This window comes from Nocardia sp. NPDC049707, from assembly GCF_040674855.1.
Classification (GTDB): Bacteria; Actinomycetota; Actinomycetes; order Mycobacteriales; family Mycobacteriaceae; genus Nocardia.
The window spans coordinates 41,564-59,183 of record NZ_JBFANN010000016.1; the positions used below are offsets into that span (position 1 = coordinate 41,564).

The following is a 17,620-nucleotide window of genomic DNA, read 5'->3' on the forward strand; positions in this document are numbered from 1 at the left end:
CGCGTTGTACTGATTCGCCGCGCGGTTCCAGCCATCCCGTGACGGGATGTATTCGTATAGGCTCCGATTCGATCGGAAGTGAGCAGGACGATGGCTGGTGAGATGGTGAAGCGATGACGCAGCGTGGGTGGGTGCTGTTTCTGGCGATGGGTGTCATCTGGGGCGTGCCTTACGCAATGATCCGCATCGCGGTCGAGGATTTCGATCCGGTCGTGGTGGCATTCGGCCGGACCTTCATCGGTTCGCTGATCCTGCTGCCGATCGCGCTCTACACCAAAACCCTCGGACCGGTGTTCCGGCGCTGGCGTCCGCTGCTGCTGTACACCCTGGTCGAAATCAGTGGGCCTTGGTTGCTGATCGGGTACGCGGAGACCACATTGAACAGTTCGACGGTGGGGCTACTGCTCGCCGCGGTTCCGCTGGTCGGAATGGTGATTCTGTCCAAACCCATTCAGGGCCTCGGCGCGAAGTTGTGGCCTGCCCACTCTTTCGCTCACGATCGCTTCGACGCGCGCCGCACCATCGGCCTGGTCATCGGATTCGCGGGTGTGGCGGCACTGATCGGCTTCGATATCGATCTGACCCAGCCCGCCGCCATCGGCGCCATCGGGTTGACGACCATCGGCTACGCCATCGGCCCAATCGTCATCAATCGCGCACTCGCCGATCTGCCGCCGCTCGGTGTGGTCACCGGATCACTGATGCTCGCGACGGTGATCTACACGCCGTTCACCATACTGCGTCGGCCCGCGCAGTTCACCGCCGATGCGTCGTGGTCGGTGCTCGGACTGGCCGTAATCTGCACGGTCGCGGCTTTCCTGATCTTCTTCGCGCTGATCAGCGAGGTCGGCCCAGCCCGCGCCACGGTCATCACCTATATCAATCCCGCGGTGGCCATCCTGCTCGGTGTGGCCCTGCTGGACGAGCCGTTGACCATCGGTATGGGCATCGGCTTCCCGCTGGTCATTCTCGGCTCGATCCTCGGCACCGCCCGCGCCCGCGCCGCCGAGGAACCGGTCGCGACGCCGGTCACCCAATCCTGAGCGTTCTCAGTCGGCACTGAAGGTCAGACCGGCACCGCCGATGATCTTCAACAGCACCGCGCGCAGCCGATCCACCTCGGCCGCACCGATGATCGCATCCAGATGCGCATCGAATCGCTCGACCACATCCAGCGCGGCCTCGACCACGGACCAGCCGAGCGGCGTGAGGCGAACCAGCCGCGCCCGCCGATCGGTCGGGTCGGGCGTCACCTCGACAAAGCCGCGTGCATCCAGATGTCGCACGAGTTCACCCATCGCCTGTTTGGTCATGCCCGCGCGACCGGCGAGATCGATCAGTCGCGTGCCTTCGGGATCGATGACCTGGAATACCGGTGCGTGCGCGGCCCGCAGATCGGTGAATCCGGCCGCCGCCAGACCCGCATCCAGTTCGGCCGCAAGCGTTCGCGCCGCGGCGCCGAGCAGATTCCCGAGCGGCGGGGGCCGATCGGCCAATGGATTAGTCAGGCTCTTGACCATTCTCGGACTCCTTCGTACCTTTAGTCAGGGACCTTACTACTTTTGGATGGTGCATATGACTAGGCAGGTTGTCGTCGGACTCGCGGCCCTGGCTCTGGTGACAGAACTCGGCTGGCTGGCCTTCGCGGACGGATCGGTCGGGTCGATCACCGCGGTGGTGCTCGCGAGCATCGCGGCGCTCACGGTGACCGGCGGCCGGTTCGTGGTCGTCAATACGACGGTGCGAATCCTGTTGGGCGCCTTGTTCGCCGGTTCGGTCGCGGACCGGTTCGGCCTGCTCGGCGCGCCGGGCGCAGATGGTGTCTCCTGGGGCGACTACTCGGCGTTCACCGACTACACCCGCACGCTCACCCCGCAGGTTCTGGATTGGTCGGCGCCCGCGCTCGCCGCCAGCGCGACCGCGGCGGAAATCCTCCTGGCCATCGGCTTGCTCCTCGGCATCGCCGCGAAACCCGCCGCCCGCGCCGCCACCGCGGTGTTGATCGCCTTCGCGGCGGCCATGTGGACCTCGGTGGGTTTCGATGAAATGTGTTCCTACGGCGTCCTTGTCGTGGCGGGCGGCGCCGCGCTACTCAGCACCTGCGATACAGCGCTGCACCTCGACCGACTGCTGCGTCGCATGCCATCGCGACGCGTCGCCATCGAATCCACGATGAGAGCTGATGGGAGGGCATGATGTTCGGGTGACGAGTCGAACTGTTCCCACCGATGTGTCGCGCACCCGCGCCGCCTACGACGAGATGGCGATCCGCTACGCGGAATTCGCCAAAGATCACCTCGCGACGCAGCCATTCGACCGTGCCCTGCTCGGCGCCTTCGCGGAACTGGTGCGAGCCGACGGTCGCGTGGCCGATCTCGGGTGCGGTGAAGGCCGATTGACCGCACACCTATCCGGCCTCGGCCTCGATATCTTCGGGATCGACCTGTCACCCCAACTGCTCGAATTGGCGCGGGCACAATATCCGACACTCGATTTCGACGAGGGCGCGCTCGAAGATCTCGATATCGGCGACGCCGCCCTCGCGGGAATTCTCGTCTGGTACTCGTTCATTCATCTGCCGCCCGAACGAATGCCCGCGGTATTGGCGGAGTTTCATCGGATACTCGAGCCGGGCGGGCGGGCGCTGCTCGCATACTTCCAGGCTACCGATGCCCAAGAGGAGGAACCGTTCGACCACAAGGTGATAACCGCCTATCGATGGTCCTCGGATCGGCTCGCCACGCTGGCCGAACAAGCCGGATTCACGCCGACCGCCCGGATGGTCCGAGAACCGGATCCCGGCGAGCGGGGCCGCCAGGCCTATATGTTTCTGGTCAAGGATCGTTGATTCGCCTAACGCGGATCCGCACCTTTCCGTAAGGTTGGGGAGTCAGCACAGGGGACATAGCTGTGCGAACCCTCACCGACATCGTGGTCGATTTCCTTTCACCGAAGACCTCAGCGCCACACCGTCGTCAGGGGGCGACAGACCATGGAGCTCATTTCTCCGATCGATGCCGTTTTCTTGCTCGGCGAATCCCGCGAGCATCCGATGCACGTGGGATCGCTACAGCTTTTCGAGGCACCGGAGGATGCCGGGCCCGATTTCGCTCGGACGACCCATGAGAAGTTGTTGGTGGACAACGAATTCCACCCCACTTTCCGCAAGCGCCCGGCGACCTGGCTCGGCGCGCCACAGCTGGCGTGGACCGAGGCCGAAGATGTCGAACTCGTCTATCACCTGCGCCGGTCGGCGCTGCCCAGTCCCGGTAGTTTCGAGCAACTGCTCGAGCTGGCCTCCGACCTGCACAGCACCCTACTGGACCGGCACCGCCCGCTATGGGAAATCCACGTGGTGGAGGGGCTGCGCGACGGCCGCTTCGCGCTGTACTCGAAGATGCATCACGCGCTGATCGATGGCGTCACCGCACAGCGACTGCTGCAACGCACACTCACGAACGATCCAACGGCGAGCGAAACGCGCGTGCCGTGGAATCTGCCCGGGTCGAAACGCAAGACCGAACCATCCGGCTCGCTGCTCGGCGGGCTCGCTCGAAATCTGTTGTCGGCCGCCAATTCCGGGCCCGCCGTGCTGCGGGTAGCCCGCGCCGCGCTGGTGCAGCAACAGTTGACCATGCCCTTCGAGGCGCCGCGTTCGATGTTCAATGTGCCGATCGGCGGCGCCCGCCGATGCGCGGTCCGGTCCTGGCCGCTGGAGCGGGTCAAGCAGGTCAAGAAGGCGACCGGCACGACCGTCAACGATGTGGTGCTGGCGATGTCGGCCGGTGCGTTGCGCACGTATCTGATCGAACATAATGCGCTACCCGATAAGCCGTTGATCGCGATGGTCCCGGTCTCGCTGCGGGCCGATGAGGACGATACCGAGAGCAGTGGCGTCAAGGTGGGTGCGATTCTGTGCAATCTCGGCACCGATATCGCCGATCCGATCGAACGGCTGCGCGTGGTGAGCGAATCGATGCGCCGCAGCAAAGAGGTCTACAACTCGCTCTCCCCCATCCAGACCATGGCGCTATCCGGGTTGATGCTCAGCCCGCTGGCTCTGACTCTGCTGCCCGGCCTGTTGTCGTTGACGAATCCGCCGTTCAATATCGTCATCTCGAACGTCCCCGGCCCCAGGGAACCGCACTACTGGAACGGCGCCCGCCTGGACGCCTCCTACCCCATGTCGATCCCGTTCGACGGTCAGGCTGTCAACATCACCCTCACCACCAATGTCGACAGTCTGGACTTCGGACTCGTCGGCTGCCGCCGCAGCGTGCCGCGACTACACAGCCTCCTCGACCACCTGGAGAATTCGCTGGCCGACCTGGAGCAGTCCGCCACCTGAACCGTCGAATCGCCCGCAACGCTGGTCGATGAACCGAGGCGATCGACTGGCGACGGGCGGGCGAAGACGGCTCTTTACGACGTGATTGCGTCGACAGGTTCGGCGGCGGGTACTGGCGGCGACCCGAGGCGTATCTGGACGAGACCGTGCGCGCCGGCATGTCGATGCTGGCGATGACACCGGCGGCGCTAATACGGGACGGACTGAACCGACTCCGCGACGATCTGGCTACCGACGCGTGCGCCGGACGGCATGCCGGGCTGCTCGACAAATCCCACCTCGACCTGGGCGACCGGCTCGTCACGGCGGAACTCTGATTCGCTCGGAAGGAACATCTATCGCAAGAAAACTAGAACGTGTTACATTCGAGGTCAGGTACCGCGCCTGTTGACCAAGCTACCGCTGCGTCATGGCGATATCTGCGGCAGACGGCCGAATCGGCAGCGCGGGCCGGAGACCCAATATGCAACCCGTTCCAGCACTCGTCAGCCATGGTGATCCGGCTGTTGAGCAAGTAGGGAGACCAGCACGCCATGCGTACCGAAATCTGCGACAAGTTGGGGATCGAATTCCCCATCTTCGCCTTCACCCATTGCCGCGATGTGGCGGCAGCGGTCAGCAATGCCGGCGGTCTCGGCGTGCTCGGTGCGGTGGGCTTCACCGCCGAGGAATTGGAGGTCGAGCTGGCCTGGCTCGACGACCATGTGCACGGTGTGTACGGTGTCGACCTCGTCATCCCGTCGAAGTACGAGGGCCAAGGGATCGATGATCTGACCCCCGAACAGCTGGAAGCCAAACTGGCGGAACTGGTTCCGCAGGGGCACCGGGACTTCGCGGAGAAGCTACTCAACGACCACAATGTCCCGCATCTGCCCGATAGTGAACACCACAACGAGCTGCTCGGCTGGACCGCGACCACCGTCGCACCGCAGATCGAGGTGATCCTGCGCCATCCCAAGGCCAAGCTGGTCGCCAATGCCCTCGGCACCCCGCCGCCGGATGTGGTCGAGCAGATCCAGGGCTCGGGACGGCTCATCGGCGCCCTGTGCGGTTCGGTGAAGCATGCGCTCAACCACAAGCGCGCCGGTCTGGATTTCGTTGTCTGCCAGGGCACCGAGGGCGGCGGGCACTGCGGTGAGATCTCCTCGATGGTGCTGTGGCCGCAGGTGGTCGACGCCATCGGCGATATGCCGCTGCTGGCCGCCGGTGGTATCGGCAACGGTCGGCAGGTCGCCGCGGCCATGGCGATGGGCGCGGCGGGTGCGTGGACCGGGTCGCTGTGGCTGACCGTCGAGGAGGCGAATGTGCCGCCCGCGCAGATGCAGACCTATATCGAAGCCTCCAGCCACGACACCGTGCGCTCGCGGTCCTGGACCGGTAAGCCGTGCCGCATGCTGAAGAACGACTGGACCGAGGCCTGGGAGGCGCCGGAGAATCCGGATCCGCTGCCCATGCCGCTGCAGATGATGGTGGCCCTGGACGGTGTCAAGCGTGGGCACCGCTATCCGGAGGCGGCCAAGGATGTGAACTTCAATCCGGTCGGTCAGGTCGTCGGCATGATGAACAAGGTGGAGCGCTCCGCCGATGTGATCGCCCGGCTGATCAATGAGTACGTGGAGGCGTGCGACCGCTTGAATAAGCTCAATAGCGCGCTGTAACAACGTCACCGACGCCGCCCCGGCCGATGCCGGGGCGGCGTTTTCGGCCTCCCGTGGCTGGGTAGCCATCCAGCAGCACACGCGGTATACAAGATGGTTCGTACGGCTACAGTGCGAGCGCTCGCGTCAGTTTTGGGAGGTCGGCATGTATCCCTGCACCAACCCTCGGTGCGGAAGTCGCGGACACACCGGGCCGGAGTGTCCGAATCTGGAGCATGCCGATCGGCCGCAACGACGAAATCTGGTGGTACTGGGCGTACTTGCCGTGACGATCGTCACCTCCCTCGTGCTCGCCGCCTTCGCCGCGGCACCGCGCTGATATCGACCACCGCTGGGCCGCCTAGGAATTCATCGCGAAGTCGTAGCGCACACCGGTCAGCTGCTCACTGAGCTGCCATAGTCTGCGCGCGGTCGAGCGCCGGTAGGCAAGTGGATTGCGCAGCGCCCGCCGCGGATATCCGGCGACCACGAAACCCGGTCCCACATAAGAGTTTCCGCACACATCCGGCACGGTGGCGGCATACAGCTGCGGCAACGCGCCCATATGATCGGGCTGGGCCAGCGCGAACAGGATCGCCTGCGGGATGGCCGCCAAGACGCCGCTCACCCCCTTCTCACCATTGCGGTCGTAGAGATGGGTCGCGGACAATCCGGGATGGGCGGCCACCGCGCGCAGGTGCGATCCGGCCGCACATGCCCGGCGCTCGAGCTCGGCGGTGAACAGCAGATTCGCCAGTTTGGACTGGCTGTAGGCGGGCCAGCGCAGATAGATCCGCTGCCAATTCGGGTCGAACCAGTTGATGACGCCGACCCACGCGGCAACCGACGATACGGTCACCACTCGCGGCTGTTCGGCGCGCAGGAGTGCGGGCAGTATGGCGCCGGTAAATGCGAAGTGCCCGAGGTGATTTGTGCCGAATTGGGCGTCGAACCCGTCGGCGGTGCTCGAGCGCGGCACCGCCATCACACCCGCGTTATTGATCAGCAGATCGATCCGGCCGACGGTGTCGTTGATCTGCTCGGCCGCCTGCCGGACCGAGGCGAGATCGGCCAGATCCAGCTGCAGCGCTTCGGGTTTCGGCCCGGCGGCAACCGCGGTCACCGCCTCCAGTGCCGTCGCGGCCTTCTGCGGATTGCGACAGGCCAGCAGCACATACGCGCCCTTACTCGCCAATGCCTCGGCGGTGCGCAAGCCGAGACCGCTATTGGCGCCGGTGACCACGACGGTCTTGCCGGATTGATCTGCGATATCCGCAATGGCCCAGCGGCGCGGCAGGATTGGTACCGATGTCACAGAGACCTCCTGGTTGATCAGCGGCCTGAGCGCTCATGCTGTCTCAGGCGGTGAGTCGATCCATGCGATCTTGCTTGACGACCGCAACGCTACCACCCTCGAGCGGCCTCGAGTGACACCGACGCAGCAATGACCCAGACAGTGCCTTCCGGGGAATCGAGGGCGATCAAGCGGTCGCCGCGTGCTCCACGTCCTCGTCGCACTCGGCCCCTACATCGAGCAATTCCTCGAACCGGGCGATCACCTTGTCGTGATACAGCCCGAACAGATCATCGAACAGCGCGAGCTGCGCATCGGACGGACCGGAACCGGAATCCCACACCGCGACCAGCGCACGCCATACCAATACGTGGAGGTCGGCCGCGCCCGCGAAGAAGGCCTCGACGGCCTCGGGCACCTCGAGCACCATCTCGCCGATGGAGTTCATGATCGCGCGCTGCATGCTCAGCCCGAGTGCGGTGAGCAGTCGGCGGACCAAGCCGATCTCGATGGCGAGGATCTGTTGGAAGTCGGGAACATCCTGTCGGGCAAGCGACTCCAGTTCATCGATCTCGGCCTTGAGTTCGGCCGAGTCGATCCTGTGCTCGATGCTGGTGTAGGCGAGCAGCGCCGCCATAACGATGCCGCGCTCCACCTCGACGATGTCGTGGAACATCTCGATGGCCACATCCGGCATCGGAACCGAGAATCGGAACAGGTGCCGATATACATCGATGCCGCCCGCCGCACGGACATCGCGGATCGTGAACCCCTTACCGCGTCGCGCCTCGACGAATCCGTACGATTCCAGCCGACCGAGGGTCAACTGCGCGGTCGCGCGGTTCATATCGAACTCATCCGCGACCTGACGGACCGACGGCATCAAATCCCCCGGCTGATACTCCCCTGCGGCAACCCGGCGTGCCAGCTCATCGGCAACGTCGGCGACTACCGTTCGGGATCCCATCGAGATGCCACCTTTCGACTCGGTGCCTAATACGTCCCAGACAGTCTATGCCCTCTTGTGCGAGACTGCACCTGTGTTACACCGGTCAGCGCGCAGTGTGAGGTGAGTCATGACAATTCAGCGTGGCGACGGTCGATCAGCCGAGAATTCGACCACTGGACGCGCCCGCATGTTCGCCATGCGATCGAACGGTAAACCCCCGGTTCGCACCGTGGTTCGCAATGCGAAATTGGCGGCACTGCCGCTCGCCTTCGCGGGCCGTCATGCGGCGGGTGTCGGTAAGCGCGCACTGGGTCGACCGGCCGCTGAGGTCGATCGCGAAATCCAGATGCGCACCGCACAGCACATCTTCGAGGTGCTCGGCGAACTGAAGGGCTGTGCCGCCAAACTCGGTCAGCTGCTTGCCATTTACGAACTCGCGCTGCCGCCGGCGCTCGCCGAACCCTACAAGATCGCGCTGAGTCGGTTACAGGATTGCGCACCCGCGATGCTGCCGCGTTCGGTGCACGCGGCAATGGCCGCGAGCATGGGGGAGAACTGGCGTTGGTATTTCCGGGAATTCGACGATCGGCGCGCGGCCGCGGCCTCGCTCGGCCAGGTGCATCACGCGGTGTGGCGCGACGGTACGCCCGTCGCGGTGAAGGTGATGTATCCCGGCGGTAAGGAAGCGGTCGCCAACGAGTTGGATCAGCTGCGCCGGATCTCGATGCTGGCAACGGTTTTCGTGCCCGGCGCGGATGTCAAGGGCGTGACCGAGGCAATCTGCGCCGGTGTGCTCGACGAACTCGACTATGCCGCCGAGGCGGAATATCAGCGGATCTTCGCCGCGGCCTATGCCGACGATCCGGATTTCCGCATTCCGCGGGTGATCGAACAGCGCGGCGATGTGCTCGTCACCGAATGGTTGGACGGCACGCCGCTGCCGCGCGTCATCGCCAACGGCACGCGCGCCGAGCGGGATCGGGTCGGCATGCAGCTGGTCGGGTTCATGGCATCGAGTTGGATTCGCAGCGGTCTGCTCTACGGCGATCCGCATCCGGGCAATTTCCGGGTGCTGCCGGATGGTCGACTCGGCATCGTCGACTTCGGGGCCTGCGCACCGTGGCCCACCGAGGGTTTCGAGGAATTCGCCTTCGACTACTGCGATGCGCTGTTCAACGGCGGCCCCGCGGAACTGGAGGCGGCGGCCCGGCGGCACGGCTTCTGCGAACCGGGCCGGGTACTCGATGCCGAGGATCTATTCCATCTGGTCGCACCATGCATCGAACCCTTCCAGCACGCGAGTTACCGGTTCACCATGCGCTGGTTGCGCAAACAGGTACTGCGGGTGACGAATCCGCGGCTGTCGAATGCATTGCGGCAGGGGACCATGCCTGCGCGCTTCACGCCGTTCGCGCGGTCCATGCTGACGCTGATCGGTGCGATCGGTCAGTTGGAGACCGAGGGTTCGTTCCGCGACGAGGTCGGGCGCTGGCATCCGACGCTGCACGAATTGGTCACCCGGCCCGTCGAGGAAGGCGCGGTGCCGGTCGATCTGGCGGCGGCCCGGCGCAAGCGGTCCGAATCGGCCGCGCGCCGCATGTCCGTGGGCTGAGTGCAGCCGCGCTGACCTGCCCGGACGGCATAGGAATACCCGGGACATCACGTCTGAGACAGTGTTGCCTCGCGGTTCGGCCAGCACCCGGGCCTCGACTCGATCGCCGTGCCCGCCACCCGACTCGCCCATCCGGATTGGTCAGCGCGCCAACCACTCTCGCCATCGCGGACCGATGAGCGCGGCCATTTCCTGGTAACCGGCCGCGCCGGGATGTGCACCGTCACCCGCGCGCACCTCACGCATCCATACCGCACTGTCGCGCAGCGGGTGATGGACGCGCACGTAGGGAACCGCCGCGGCGGCACAGATGTCGGCGAAATGTTCGTCGAGCCCGGCGGTCCTGGCATTCTGCTCGGCGTCATCGACGGGCGGCGGCGCGACGACCAAGACCGCAAGTCCGCGCGCGGTGGCCTGTGCGAGCAGTTCGGCAAGGTTGGCCGCCGATTGCTTCGGTGCCACTCGGGGCCGCCCGTCGATCAGCGTGGTGTCGTTGACGCCGAACGAGACGACCAGGCGGGCGGCGCAGCCGTCCGGAAATCGGGGCGCGCATTCGGCCTGCCAGCGCCCGAGGATCTCGGTCGAGGTCTGCATCCGCACACCCAGGTTGTATGTGGTGAGCGGCTGTCCGGTCGCATAGGCCTGCGCGGCCAGTCGGCCGACCCAGCCGAGGCACTGCGGGTCGCCGACACCCGCGACGAAGGAGTCGCCGATGAAGCACACGCGAAGGTCGTTGTACACAGGGTGATCTTCGCAATCGGCCCTCAGGTCCCGACCACCGTGGGCGGCAGTATGCCGTTAGGATCGCCGTGGGTTGTTCGGGAGGGATCGACGTTGACAGGGGTAGCTGAGTCCGCGGCGCCACCGTGGTTCACGGATCTATTCGCGCATCGGCGCTGGATTCGCCGAATCGAACCGTTCCCGCATATCTATGCCAGGGATGTGTTCGTGCCCGAGTTCTATGGGCGGCTCGCCGAGGAGTTGGCGCGGGTGCGCGGGGAGCGGCCCGAGGCATTCGGATCGGTGGCGGCGGATTACGGTGCGGTCGGGGCATCGCTGGCGGGGCTGCGGGATGGGCCGCTGGCGCTGTTCCTTTCGCGGGAATGGCACGACATGGTCGCCCGGGTGACGGGGGTGGCCGCCACCGGTGATGTCGAAGGGGCGGTGCACCACCATGCGCCGGGCAGTCCGCCCGGATCGCCGCACAATGATCTGAATCCCGCCTGGTTCAAGGGTTCCGCGCCCGGACCGGGCGAGGTCAGGACCGTGGATCCGGAGGTGGATCTCGCGACCGGCCCGCGCACGCCGGAGGTCTTCGCGCGGGAGACGGTGCGCGCCGTCGCGGTGCTGTTCTATCTCGGCAATCCGGACTGGCGGCCGGGCGATGGCGGCGAGACCGCGCTGTATTCGCATCTCGGCACGAATCCGGTTCCCGCGGTGACGATTCCGCCCTTGGACAATTCACTGGTGCTGTTCGAGTGCACACCGCGTTCCTGGCATACGTTCGTCGGCAATAACGCCACCGCGCGCAATAGCGTGGTGATGTGGCTGCACCGGCCGAAGGACGATGTGGTGCGGCGCTGGGGAGGAGACAGCATTGCGCAGTGGCACTGAACGTCGGGTATGTCTGCTGACCGGGGCCGGTGGCGTACTGGGTGACACCTTCTGCCGCGGTCTGTACACCGACTACGACATCATCGCGGTCTGCCGCACTCGCACCCCGGCCGCACCGTCACAGCTCGAATGGTTCGTCGATCCGTTCGAACCGGAGATGCCGGTGCCGGAGAATGATTCACGGATTTTCGTGATCAAGGCCGATCTGGCTCACCCGGGTGAGGTCGAGCGCGTCATTGATCTCGCACTCGCCCGGTTCGGGCATATCGATCTGCTGGTCAACAATGCCGCGCACAGCCGATTTCAGCCGCGCGGCATCGTCGACGGCGATGCCGCGCTCGATGAGTTCGATCCGCATTTCGCGGTCAATGTCGGTGTGCCGCTGCGATTGTCGGCGCGCCTGGCGCAGCGGAGCTGGGCGCATGCCGGGGACGAGAATCGGGCCCGAAATCGCAATATCGTGAATGTCTCGAGTCTTTCGGGCTCGCGGGTGTACCCCGGCGGACAGGTGCTCTATGCGGCATCCAAGGCGGCGCTCAACCACCTGACCCGGCATATCGCCGCCGAGTTCGAAGAGTTCGGGGTGCGCGCGAATGCGATCGCGCCCAATGGTTTTCCCGCGTCGGTGGCCACCGAACAGGTGGTGCGGGCCATTGTCGAACTCGATCGAGGTGAGATGAGCGGCGAAATCTTCACCGTCGGAGTGGGGGCCGGGGGGTGAGCGTCACGCACTCGATGCGGACGCCCATTGACCTACTTCGCCGAACCCGCCGTTCCGGTGATCTCTTCGGACATCGTCCAAAGCCGTTGTGCGAGCTGCGCATCCACCGCCTGCCCATTCCGCGGCTCCTCCAGCTCGAACCGGTGGAAATACCTGCCGTTGATCTCATCGGACGTCGTCGCGAAGTGCACCAACGGATCCGCGCCCTTATCGGCCCGGAGGAAGAAGGGCCGCGACAGCGGCGAGCGGATGAACGCGCCGAGCCCGAGCGGGGCATTGTCGTAGACGTGGGTGGCGACCGCACCCGGATGGAATGCCACGGTGATCAGCCCGGTGCGGCGGGCCAGCTCCCTGGTGCAGATGATGGTGGCGAGTTTGGCGGCACCATAGGCGCCCAGCTGGTTGAACGAACCGGTCGATGCGTTGACGGTGTCGAGGTCCAGCCTTGCCATCCGGTAGGTCATGCTCGCGGTATTGACGACCCTGGCCTGCGACTGCACCAGCCGATCCAGCAGCAGGGCGGTCAGCAGGAACGGCGACAGGTGATTGACCTGGAAGGTCAGCTCATTGCCGTCATCGGTGACGGTGCGTTTCGCCCACGCGCCGCCGGCGTTATTGGCGAGCACATCGATGCGCGGATAGCGATCGAGGAGCCGATCGGCGAGTTTGCGCACCTCGTCGAAGCGGGCGAAATCGGCGATGAACGACTCCGCACCGACCCGCGCCGCCACCTCGGCGGTGCGTTCCGGCGAGCGCCCGACCACCGCGACGGTCGCGCCGCGCGCCACCAGCTTCGCCGCCGCCTCGGCGCCGATGCCGGAGCTGGCGCCGGTCACCACCACCGTCTTCCCGGATAGATCCTGTGCTGCCATGTCCCGCCTTCCGAGCCGTTGGCTGATTCGTCCTGATCCTCATCGGCACGGACGGATTCGGCAAGACCGTCTACCGGCCGGTAAGTCGGCGGCTTCGCACTGCTGTGTATCGTGCTGCGAACGCAACAGTTGATCTAGTACGAACATGGGCAACTCGCCGGGGACCCCTAGAATTCAGCTACCTGCCGACTGTCGGCCCGCGACGAAACTCTCGCCGCACCCAACCAGTCGGTCGAAGTTCGGGGGCGGACGAACACAGGGGTAACTCGCCGGGGCGCCCAGCGCTCAGCCATTCCGGGAACCGTCGGCCCGCAACGGTACGTTTTAGGCACAGCCCACGACCGGCAAAGGCGCGGAGAGGCGGAGGAGCGGAGCCACGAGATGCGAGTCGATGGGCGGGATATCCCGGTTACCGGGAGCCTGCTGCAACCGCTGATCCGGCGGACCAGTGACATCATCCGTGTCGTACTCGCGGCACTGTGGGTCGGCGTGGTGGTCGCCGCCTCCCTGATCACCCGGCCGGAGTGGCTGGCGCTGGAGCGTTCGGTCTCGAAAATCATCGGATTCCTCAATCCGGACCAGTCCAATCTGGTCTACCTGGTCTACGGCATGGCGATTATGGCGCTGCCGTTCGCGATCCTCATCGAATTGATCATCAGCAGGCAGTGGAAGCTGCTCGTGGGCTATGCGGCCGCGGGATTGGTCGCGGTCCTGCTGCTATCGATCACCGGAACGGGTTTGTCCGCGCCGCAATGGCATCTGCAGGTGCCGGATCGGCTCGACACCTTCCTGTCGCAGTTCCTGGACGATCCGCGCTGGATCGCCATGCTCGCCGCGGTGCTGACCGTATCCAGTCCGTGGCTACCGACCCGGACGCGGCGCTGGCTGTGGTTCCTGCTGCTGGCATTCGCACCGATCCACCTGGTGGTCAGCACGGTGGTGCCCGCACGGGCCATGTTCGGGCTCGCGGTCGGCTGGCTGGTCGGCGCGGTGATCGTGCTCGTGGTCGGCACGCCGGCGGTGGAGGTGCCGCTGGATGCGGCGGTGCGGGTGCTGGCCAGGCGCGGACATACTGTCACCGCATTCACCGTTGTGCATCCCGCCGGGCGCGGTCCGCTGGTGCTCGCCGCGGCCATCGACGGTCCGGAGCGGGAGTTGACCGTCGAGTTGTTCGGCAAGAATCAGCGCAGCTTCGGTGCGCTGCGCCAGCTGTGGCGCTGGCTCACCTTCCGCACCAGCGAAACCGCGGCCATGCACGGCTCCATGCACCGCGCCGTCGAGCACCGTGCGCTGCTGGCCATCGCCGTCGGCGAATTGGGTCTGGCCGCCGTGGAACAGGTCGCAGTCGCGGCACTAGAGCGGGGCTGGATGCTGTACGCGCACACCATGCCTCGAGGTAAGCCGCTCGACGAAACCTGCGATGAGGAGCTCGCCGGGGTATGGAAATCGCTGGCCGCACTGCACTGCGCCCAGATCTCGCACGGCGATCTGCGGCCCGCCGAGATCCGAATCGAGAACGGCGCCACACTGTTCAACGGATTCGTCAATGCGGAATTCGGCGCGTCCGATAAGCAGCGACAGTCCGATGTCGCGCAGTTGCTGGTCTCGACCACCGCCGTCTTCGGCAAGGAAGCCGCGGTGCGCACCGCCATCGATACGCTCGGCGAGCAGACGGTGCTGACCGCGGCGAGCCGACTCACCAAGTCCGCCATGCCCGCCGGGATCAAGAAGTCGATTCCGGATTGGGGTGAGGTGGTCGCCACGGCCCGCGACGAGGTGCGCAAGCAGACGGGCCAGGACAAGATCGAGGCCGAGCAGATCACCCGGTTCAACCGCAATCAGATCATCCAGTTGGTGCTGCTGATCGGGCTCGTCTACGTCGCCTACCCGTTCATCAGCGCGGTGCCGACCTTCTTCTCGCAGCTGCGAACCGCCAACTGGTGGTGGGCGCTGCTCGGCCTGGCGGTCTCGGCGCTGACCTATGTCGGTGCGGCGGCGGCACTGTGGGCCTGCGCGTCTCGCCTGGTCAGCTTCCGCAATCTGGTGGTCATGCAGATCGCCAATACCTTCGCCGCCACCACCACCCCGGCACGGGTCGGCGGACTGGCCTTGAGCGTGCGCTTCCTGCAGAAGGGCGGACTCGGCGCGGTGCGGGCCACCGCCGCCGTCGCCTTGCAGCAGGCCGTACAGGTGATCACGCACATCAGCCTGTTGATCCTGTTCAGCGTGGCGGCGGGCACCTCGGCGAATCTTTCGCATTTCGTGCCCGACGCCACCGTGCTCTATCTGGCCGCCGGTGTGGGTGTCGGCATTATCGGCACCTTCATGTTCGTGCCGAAACTGCGTCGCTGGCTGAACAATTCGGTGCGCCCGCAGTTGCAGGAGGTGCTCGGCGAACTCGGCGATCTGGCCCGGGATCCGAAGCGCTTCTCGGTGATCGTGCTCGGCGGTGGCGCCATCACGATCGGCCAGGCGCTGGCGCTGTGGGCCAGCGTCGAGGCGTTCGGCGGTGGCGCGTCGTTCATCACCGTCACCATCGTCACCATGATCGGCGGCACCTTGGCCTCGGCCGCGCCGACACCCGGTGGCGTCGGCGCCGTCGAGGCCGCGCTGATCGGTGGTCTCGCCGCCTTCGGCCTGCCCGCGACCATTGCCGTGCCCGCGGTGCTGCTCTACCGCGTGCTCACCTGCTGGCTACCGGTGTTCTGCGGCTGGTTCACCATGCGCTGGATGACGTCGAGGGACATGATCTGACTCAGGCGTCCTTGGTTGCCACGAGTACGCCGGTCATCGGTGGGATCGTGGTGAAGTCGACGGCTCCGAATCCGACTGCCCGCAACGCTTCGCGGTAGCGGCGAATGTCGATGGCCGCCAGTGGATCCGCGTGGTGTCCTGGCGTGTGCGGGTCGTCGGTGCGGCGCGCGGCGAATCGAGACATGAGCCGAACCGCCGCCGGCAGAACCTTTCCAGTTGGGTGGGTATCGGCGAGCAGCAGTCGGCCGCCGGGGCGCAGCACCCGGAACATCTGTTCCAGCGCCGCTGTGCGCTGGGTCTCCGGAATGTGATGCATGACGAAGGTCGAAGTGACGACGTCGACCGAGGCATCGGGCAGGGGCAGCGACTGGGCGGCGCCGACTTCGAGACGGCAGTTGGACGAGGCGCCGATGCGGCCGGTCGCGTAATCGATCATCTCCTGGGACGGGTCGATGCCGATCACTCGACCGTCCGGTCCGACTCGATCGGCGAGTGCTCGGACGAGTTGGCCCGGACCGCAACCGATATCGACGGCGTGCTCGCCCGGGGCGGTACCGGTCAGCTCGACGAGTCGAGCATTCAGACTCCCGACGCGGCCGAGCAGTAAGACCGATTTCAGGGCGAGATAGCCGCGCGGTTTGGTGATGAGAATGCCGATCTCGGAGTTCCGGTCAGCATATGCGTTAGTGGCCTGTTGTCCTTTTCCGGTCATGTGTTCATAATCGGACCAGATGACCGGATCGACCAGAAGCAAAAGTGCGGATATCGTGCCGTTCCGAACGGATTCGCACAATTTGTACGACAACGCGGTATGCGCGTTCGGAGGATGCCGATGACCAGCACCGATCGCCGGGTGCGGCGCACCAAGAGCCTGCTGCACCGGGCGCTGATCGAGCTGATGATCGAATGCGGCTATGACCGGATCACGTTGCAGGACATTCTGAATCGCGCCGATGTCGGACGCTCGACCTTCTACGCGCACTTCCGGGACAAGGACGATCTGCTGTTGGTCAGCAGTACCGAGTACCTGCGCGCGGCGGTGGCCGATATCGAATCGGCCGCGAATGACGCTGATGCACCGCAGCATTCGGAACCACTCGCGCCGCTGTACACGCTGTTCCGACTGGCGTCGGCGAATCCGGAGGTCTATCGGGCGCTACTGGGTCGCAGGGCGACCGGGGTGCTGCTGCGCTCGACCCGGCGCATGGTGGAAGAGATTCTCACCGAGCAACTTTCGGGCCGACTCGATATGGACGACGACGAATTCGCGGTCACGATGACGTTCCTGTCCTGGGGCGTCGTCGGCCTGCTCGGCTCGATCGCGGATGCCGAACCACCGCTGCCGGCGGCCGAAACCTACCGTCGCCTCGAAGATCTGGTCGGCCCCGGCCTCACGAGCCGGGTATCGCACACCGGACGGATCAGCCGCACCGGCCGATGATCTGTCACACCGACGCGCCGATCAGCTCGAGCGCCTGGTCTGCGGTGCGGCAGGCCGCGGTGATCGATTCGAGGTTTACCAGCGACGCGGCGTGGGCTTGCGGGTCGACCGCGGCCACACAGTCCGCGGCCGGATGCACGGTGAAGCCGAGATCGGTTCCGTTCCTGGCGGTTTGCTCGACCGCGAGATCTGTCGCGAGCAGGGAGTCGATGCCCTGTTCGTCGCACCATTCGGGCAGCGGGCAGCCCGCGAGCGCGGAGAGCTTCTGATTGTCGAACACCACGGTCGGCTGTTCGATCATTTCCGGAATCATTCGGAAACCGGGCGCATCCAGGGGGAATTCGGTTTGCGCCGCGGCTACCGAACGCATGAATCCGG

General features: G+C 65.5%; 19 protein-coding genes. 12 read left to right on the forward strand and 7 right to left on the reverse strand.

What is annotated here, in order from left to right; genetic code table 11:
- Positions 1-113: 113 nt before the first annotated feature.
- The gene (locus AB0J29_RS16630) at positions 114-1,043 is read left to right on the forward strand and encodes a DMT family transporter (RefSeq protein ID WP_364786015.1); all 930 of its coding nucleotides are present in this window, start codon (positions 114-116) and stop codon (positions 1,041-1,043) included.
- Positions 1,044-1,049: 6 nt separating this feature from the next.
- Here AB0J29_RS16630 and AB0J29_RS16635 read toward each other — a convergent pair whose 3' ends face one another.
- On the reverse strand, positions 1,050-1,520 hold the full coding sequence (locus tag AB0J29_RS16635) for a MarR family transcriptional regulator (protein WP_364786018.1): 471 nt from the start codon (positions 1,518-1,520) through the stop codon (positions 1,050-1,052).
- A 55-nt stretch (positions 1,521-1,575) separates the two neighbouring features.
- Between AB0J29_RS16635 and AB0J29_RS16640 the strand changes: the two genes are divergently transcribed.
- The 6 genes from AB0J29_RS16640 (at position 1,576) to AB0J29_RS16665 (ending at position 6,325) form a co-directional block, all read left to right on the forward strand.
- A complete protein-coding gene (locus tag AB0J29_RS16640; RefSeq protein WP_364786021.1) occupies positions 1,576-2,196 on the forward strand; it encodes a hypothetical protein in 621 nt (206 codons plus the stop codon).
- Positions 2,197-2,203: 7 nt separating this feature from the next.
- On the forward strand, positions 2,204-2,848 hold the full coding sequence (locus AB0J29_RS16645; protein WP_364786024.1) for a class I SAM-dependent methyltransferase: 645 nt from the start codon (positions 2,204-2,206) through the stop codon (positions 2,846-2,848).
- Between the two features lie 144 nt (positions 2,849-2,992).
- Positions 2,993-4,348: a wax ester/triacylglycerol synthase family O-acyltransferase gene (locus tag AB0J29_RS16650; RefSeq protein WP_364786028.1), complete on the forward strand. Its 1,356-nt coding sequence runs from the start codon at positions 2,993-2,995 to the stop codon at positions 4,346-4,348.
- A 146-nt stretch (positions 4,349-4,494) separates the two neighbouring features.
- On the forward strand, positions 4,495-4,665 hold the full coding sequence (locus AB0J29_RS16655) for a hypothetical protein (protein ID WP_364786031.1): 171 nt from the start codon (positions 4,495-4,497) through the stop codon (positions 4,663-4,665).
- 216 nt (positions 4,666-4,881) lie between these two features.
- Positions 4,882-6,006, forward strand: coding sequence for a nitronate monooxygenase family protein (locus AB0J29_RS16660; RefSeq protein WP_364786034.1), 1,125 nt, complete (start codon positions 4,882-4,884; stop codon positions 6,004-6,006).
- Between the two features lie 145 nt (positions 6,007-6,151).
- Positions 6,152-6,325 (forward strand): hypothetical protein, encoded by a 174-nt coding sequence (locus AB0J29_RS16665; RefSeq protein ID WP_364786037.1) that lies wholly within the window; start codon positions 6,152-6,154, stop codon positions 6,323-6,325.
- Positions 6,326-6,346: 21 nt separating this feature from the next.
- Here AB0J29_RS16665 and AB0J29_RS16670 read toward each other — a convergent pair whose 3' ends face one another.
- Complete coding sequence (locus AB0J29_RS16670) at positions 6,347-7,300, reverse strand: oxidoreductase (protein ID WP_364786040.1); 954 nt, start codon at positions 7,298-7,300, stop codon at positions 6,347-6,349.
- Between the two features lie 166 nt (positions 7,301-7,466).
- Entirely contained in the window at positions 7,467-8,246 is a 780-nt protein-coding gene (locus AB0J29_RS16675; protein WP_364786043.1) for a GntR family transcriptional regulator, read from the reverse strand.
- 109 nt (positions 8,247-8,355) lie between these two features.
- Here AB0J29_RS16675 and AB0J29_RS16680 point away from each other — a divergent pair, with 109 nt between their 5' ends.
- A complete protein-coding gene (locus AB0J29_RS16680; protein ID WP_364786046.1) occupies positions 8,356-9,840 on the forward strand; it encodes an AarF/ABC1/UbiB kinase family protein in 1,485 nt (494 codons plus the stop codon).
- A gap of 141 nt (positions 9,841-9,981) precedes the next feature.
- On the opposite strand, the gene AB0J29_RS16685 is transcribed toward AB0J29_RS16680, so the two are convergent.
- Positions 9,982-10,581, reverse strand: coding sequence for a GDSL-type esterase/lipase family protein (locus tag AB0J29_RS16685; protein ID WP_364786049.1), 600 nt, complete (start codon positions 10,579-10,581; stop codon positions 9,982-9,984).
- Between the two features lie 93 nt (positions 10,582-10,674).
- On the opposite strand from AB0J29_RS16685, the gene AB0J29_RS16690 reads away from it, so the two are divergent.
- Both AB0J29_RS16690 and AB0J29_RS16695 read left to right on the forward strand, forming a co-directional pair.
- On the forward strand, positions 10,675-11,454 hold the full coding sequence (locus AB0J29_RS16690) for a 2OG-Fe(II) oxygenase family protein (protein WP_364786052.1): 780 nt from the start codon (positions 10,675-10,677) through the stop codon (positions 11,452-11,454).
- Positions 11,438-12,175: an SDR family oxidoreductase gene (locus AB0J29_RS16695; protein WP_364786055.1), complete on the forward strand. Its 738-nt coding sequence runs from the start codon at positions 11,438-11,440 to the stop codon at positions 12,173-12,175. The genes AB0J29_RS16690 and AB0J29_RS16695 overlap by 17 nt, the downstream gene beginning before the upstream one ends.
- Positions 12,176-12,207: 32 nt before the next feature.
- Here AB0J29_RS16695 and AB0J29_RS16700 read toward each other — a convergent pair whose 3' ends face one another.
- Complete coding sequence (locus AB0J29_RS16700) at positions 12,208-13,047, reverse strand: SDR family NAD(P)-dependent oxidoreductase (protein WP_364786058.1); 840 nt, start codon at positions 13,045-13,047, stop codon at positions 12,208-12,210.
- Between the two features lie 381 nt (positions 13,048-13,428).
- Here AB0J29_RS16700 and AB0J29_RS16705 point away from each other — a divergent pair, with 381 nt between their 5' ends.
- Positions 13,429-15,801, forward strand: a complete 2,373-nt coding sequence (locus AB0J29_RS16705) for a lysylphosphatidylglycerol synthase transmembrane domain-containing protein (protein WP_364786061.1) — start codon at positions 13,429-13,431, stop codon at positions 15,799-15,801.
- Between the two features lies 1 nt (position 15,802).
- On the opposite strand, the gene AB0J29_RS16710 is transcribed toward AB0J29_RS16705, so the two are convergent.
- Positions 15,803-16,513, reverse strand: a complete 711-nt coding sequence (locus AB0J29_RS16710; RefSeq protein WP_364786064.1) for a methyltransferase domain-containing protein — start codon at positions 16,511-16,513, stop codon at positions 15,803-15,805.
- A gap of 120 nt (positions 16,514-16,633) precedes the next feature.
- Here AB0J29_RS16710 and AB0J29_RS16715 point away from each other — a divergent pair, with 120 nt between their 5' ends.
- Complete coding sequence (locus AB0J29_RS16715; protein WP_364503653.1) at positions 16,634-17,242, forward strand: TetR/AcrR family transcriptional regulator; 609 nt, start codon at positions 16,634-16,636, stop codon at positions 17,240-17,242.
- 4 nt (positions 17,243-17,246) lie between these two features.
- On the opposite strand, the gene AB0J29_RS16720 is transcribed toward AB0J29_RS16715, so the two are convergent.
- Entirely contained in the window at positions 17,247-17,612 is a 366-nt protein-coding gene (locus tag AB0J29_RS16720; protein ID WP_364786067.1) for an isochorismatase family protein, read from the reverse strand.
- Positions 17,613-17,620: the final 8 nt, after the last annotated feature.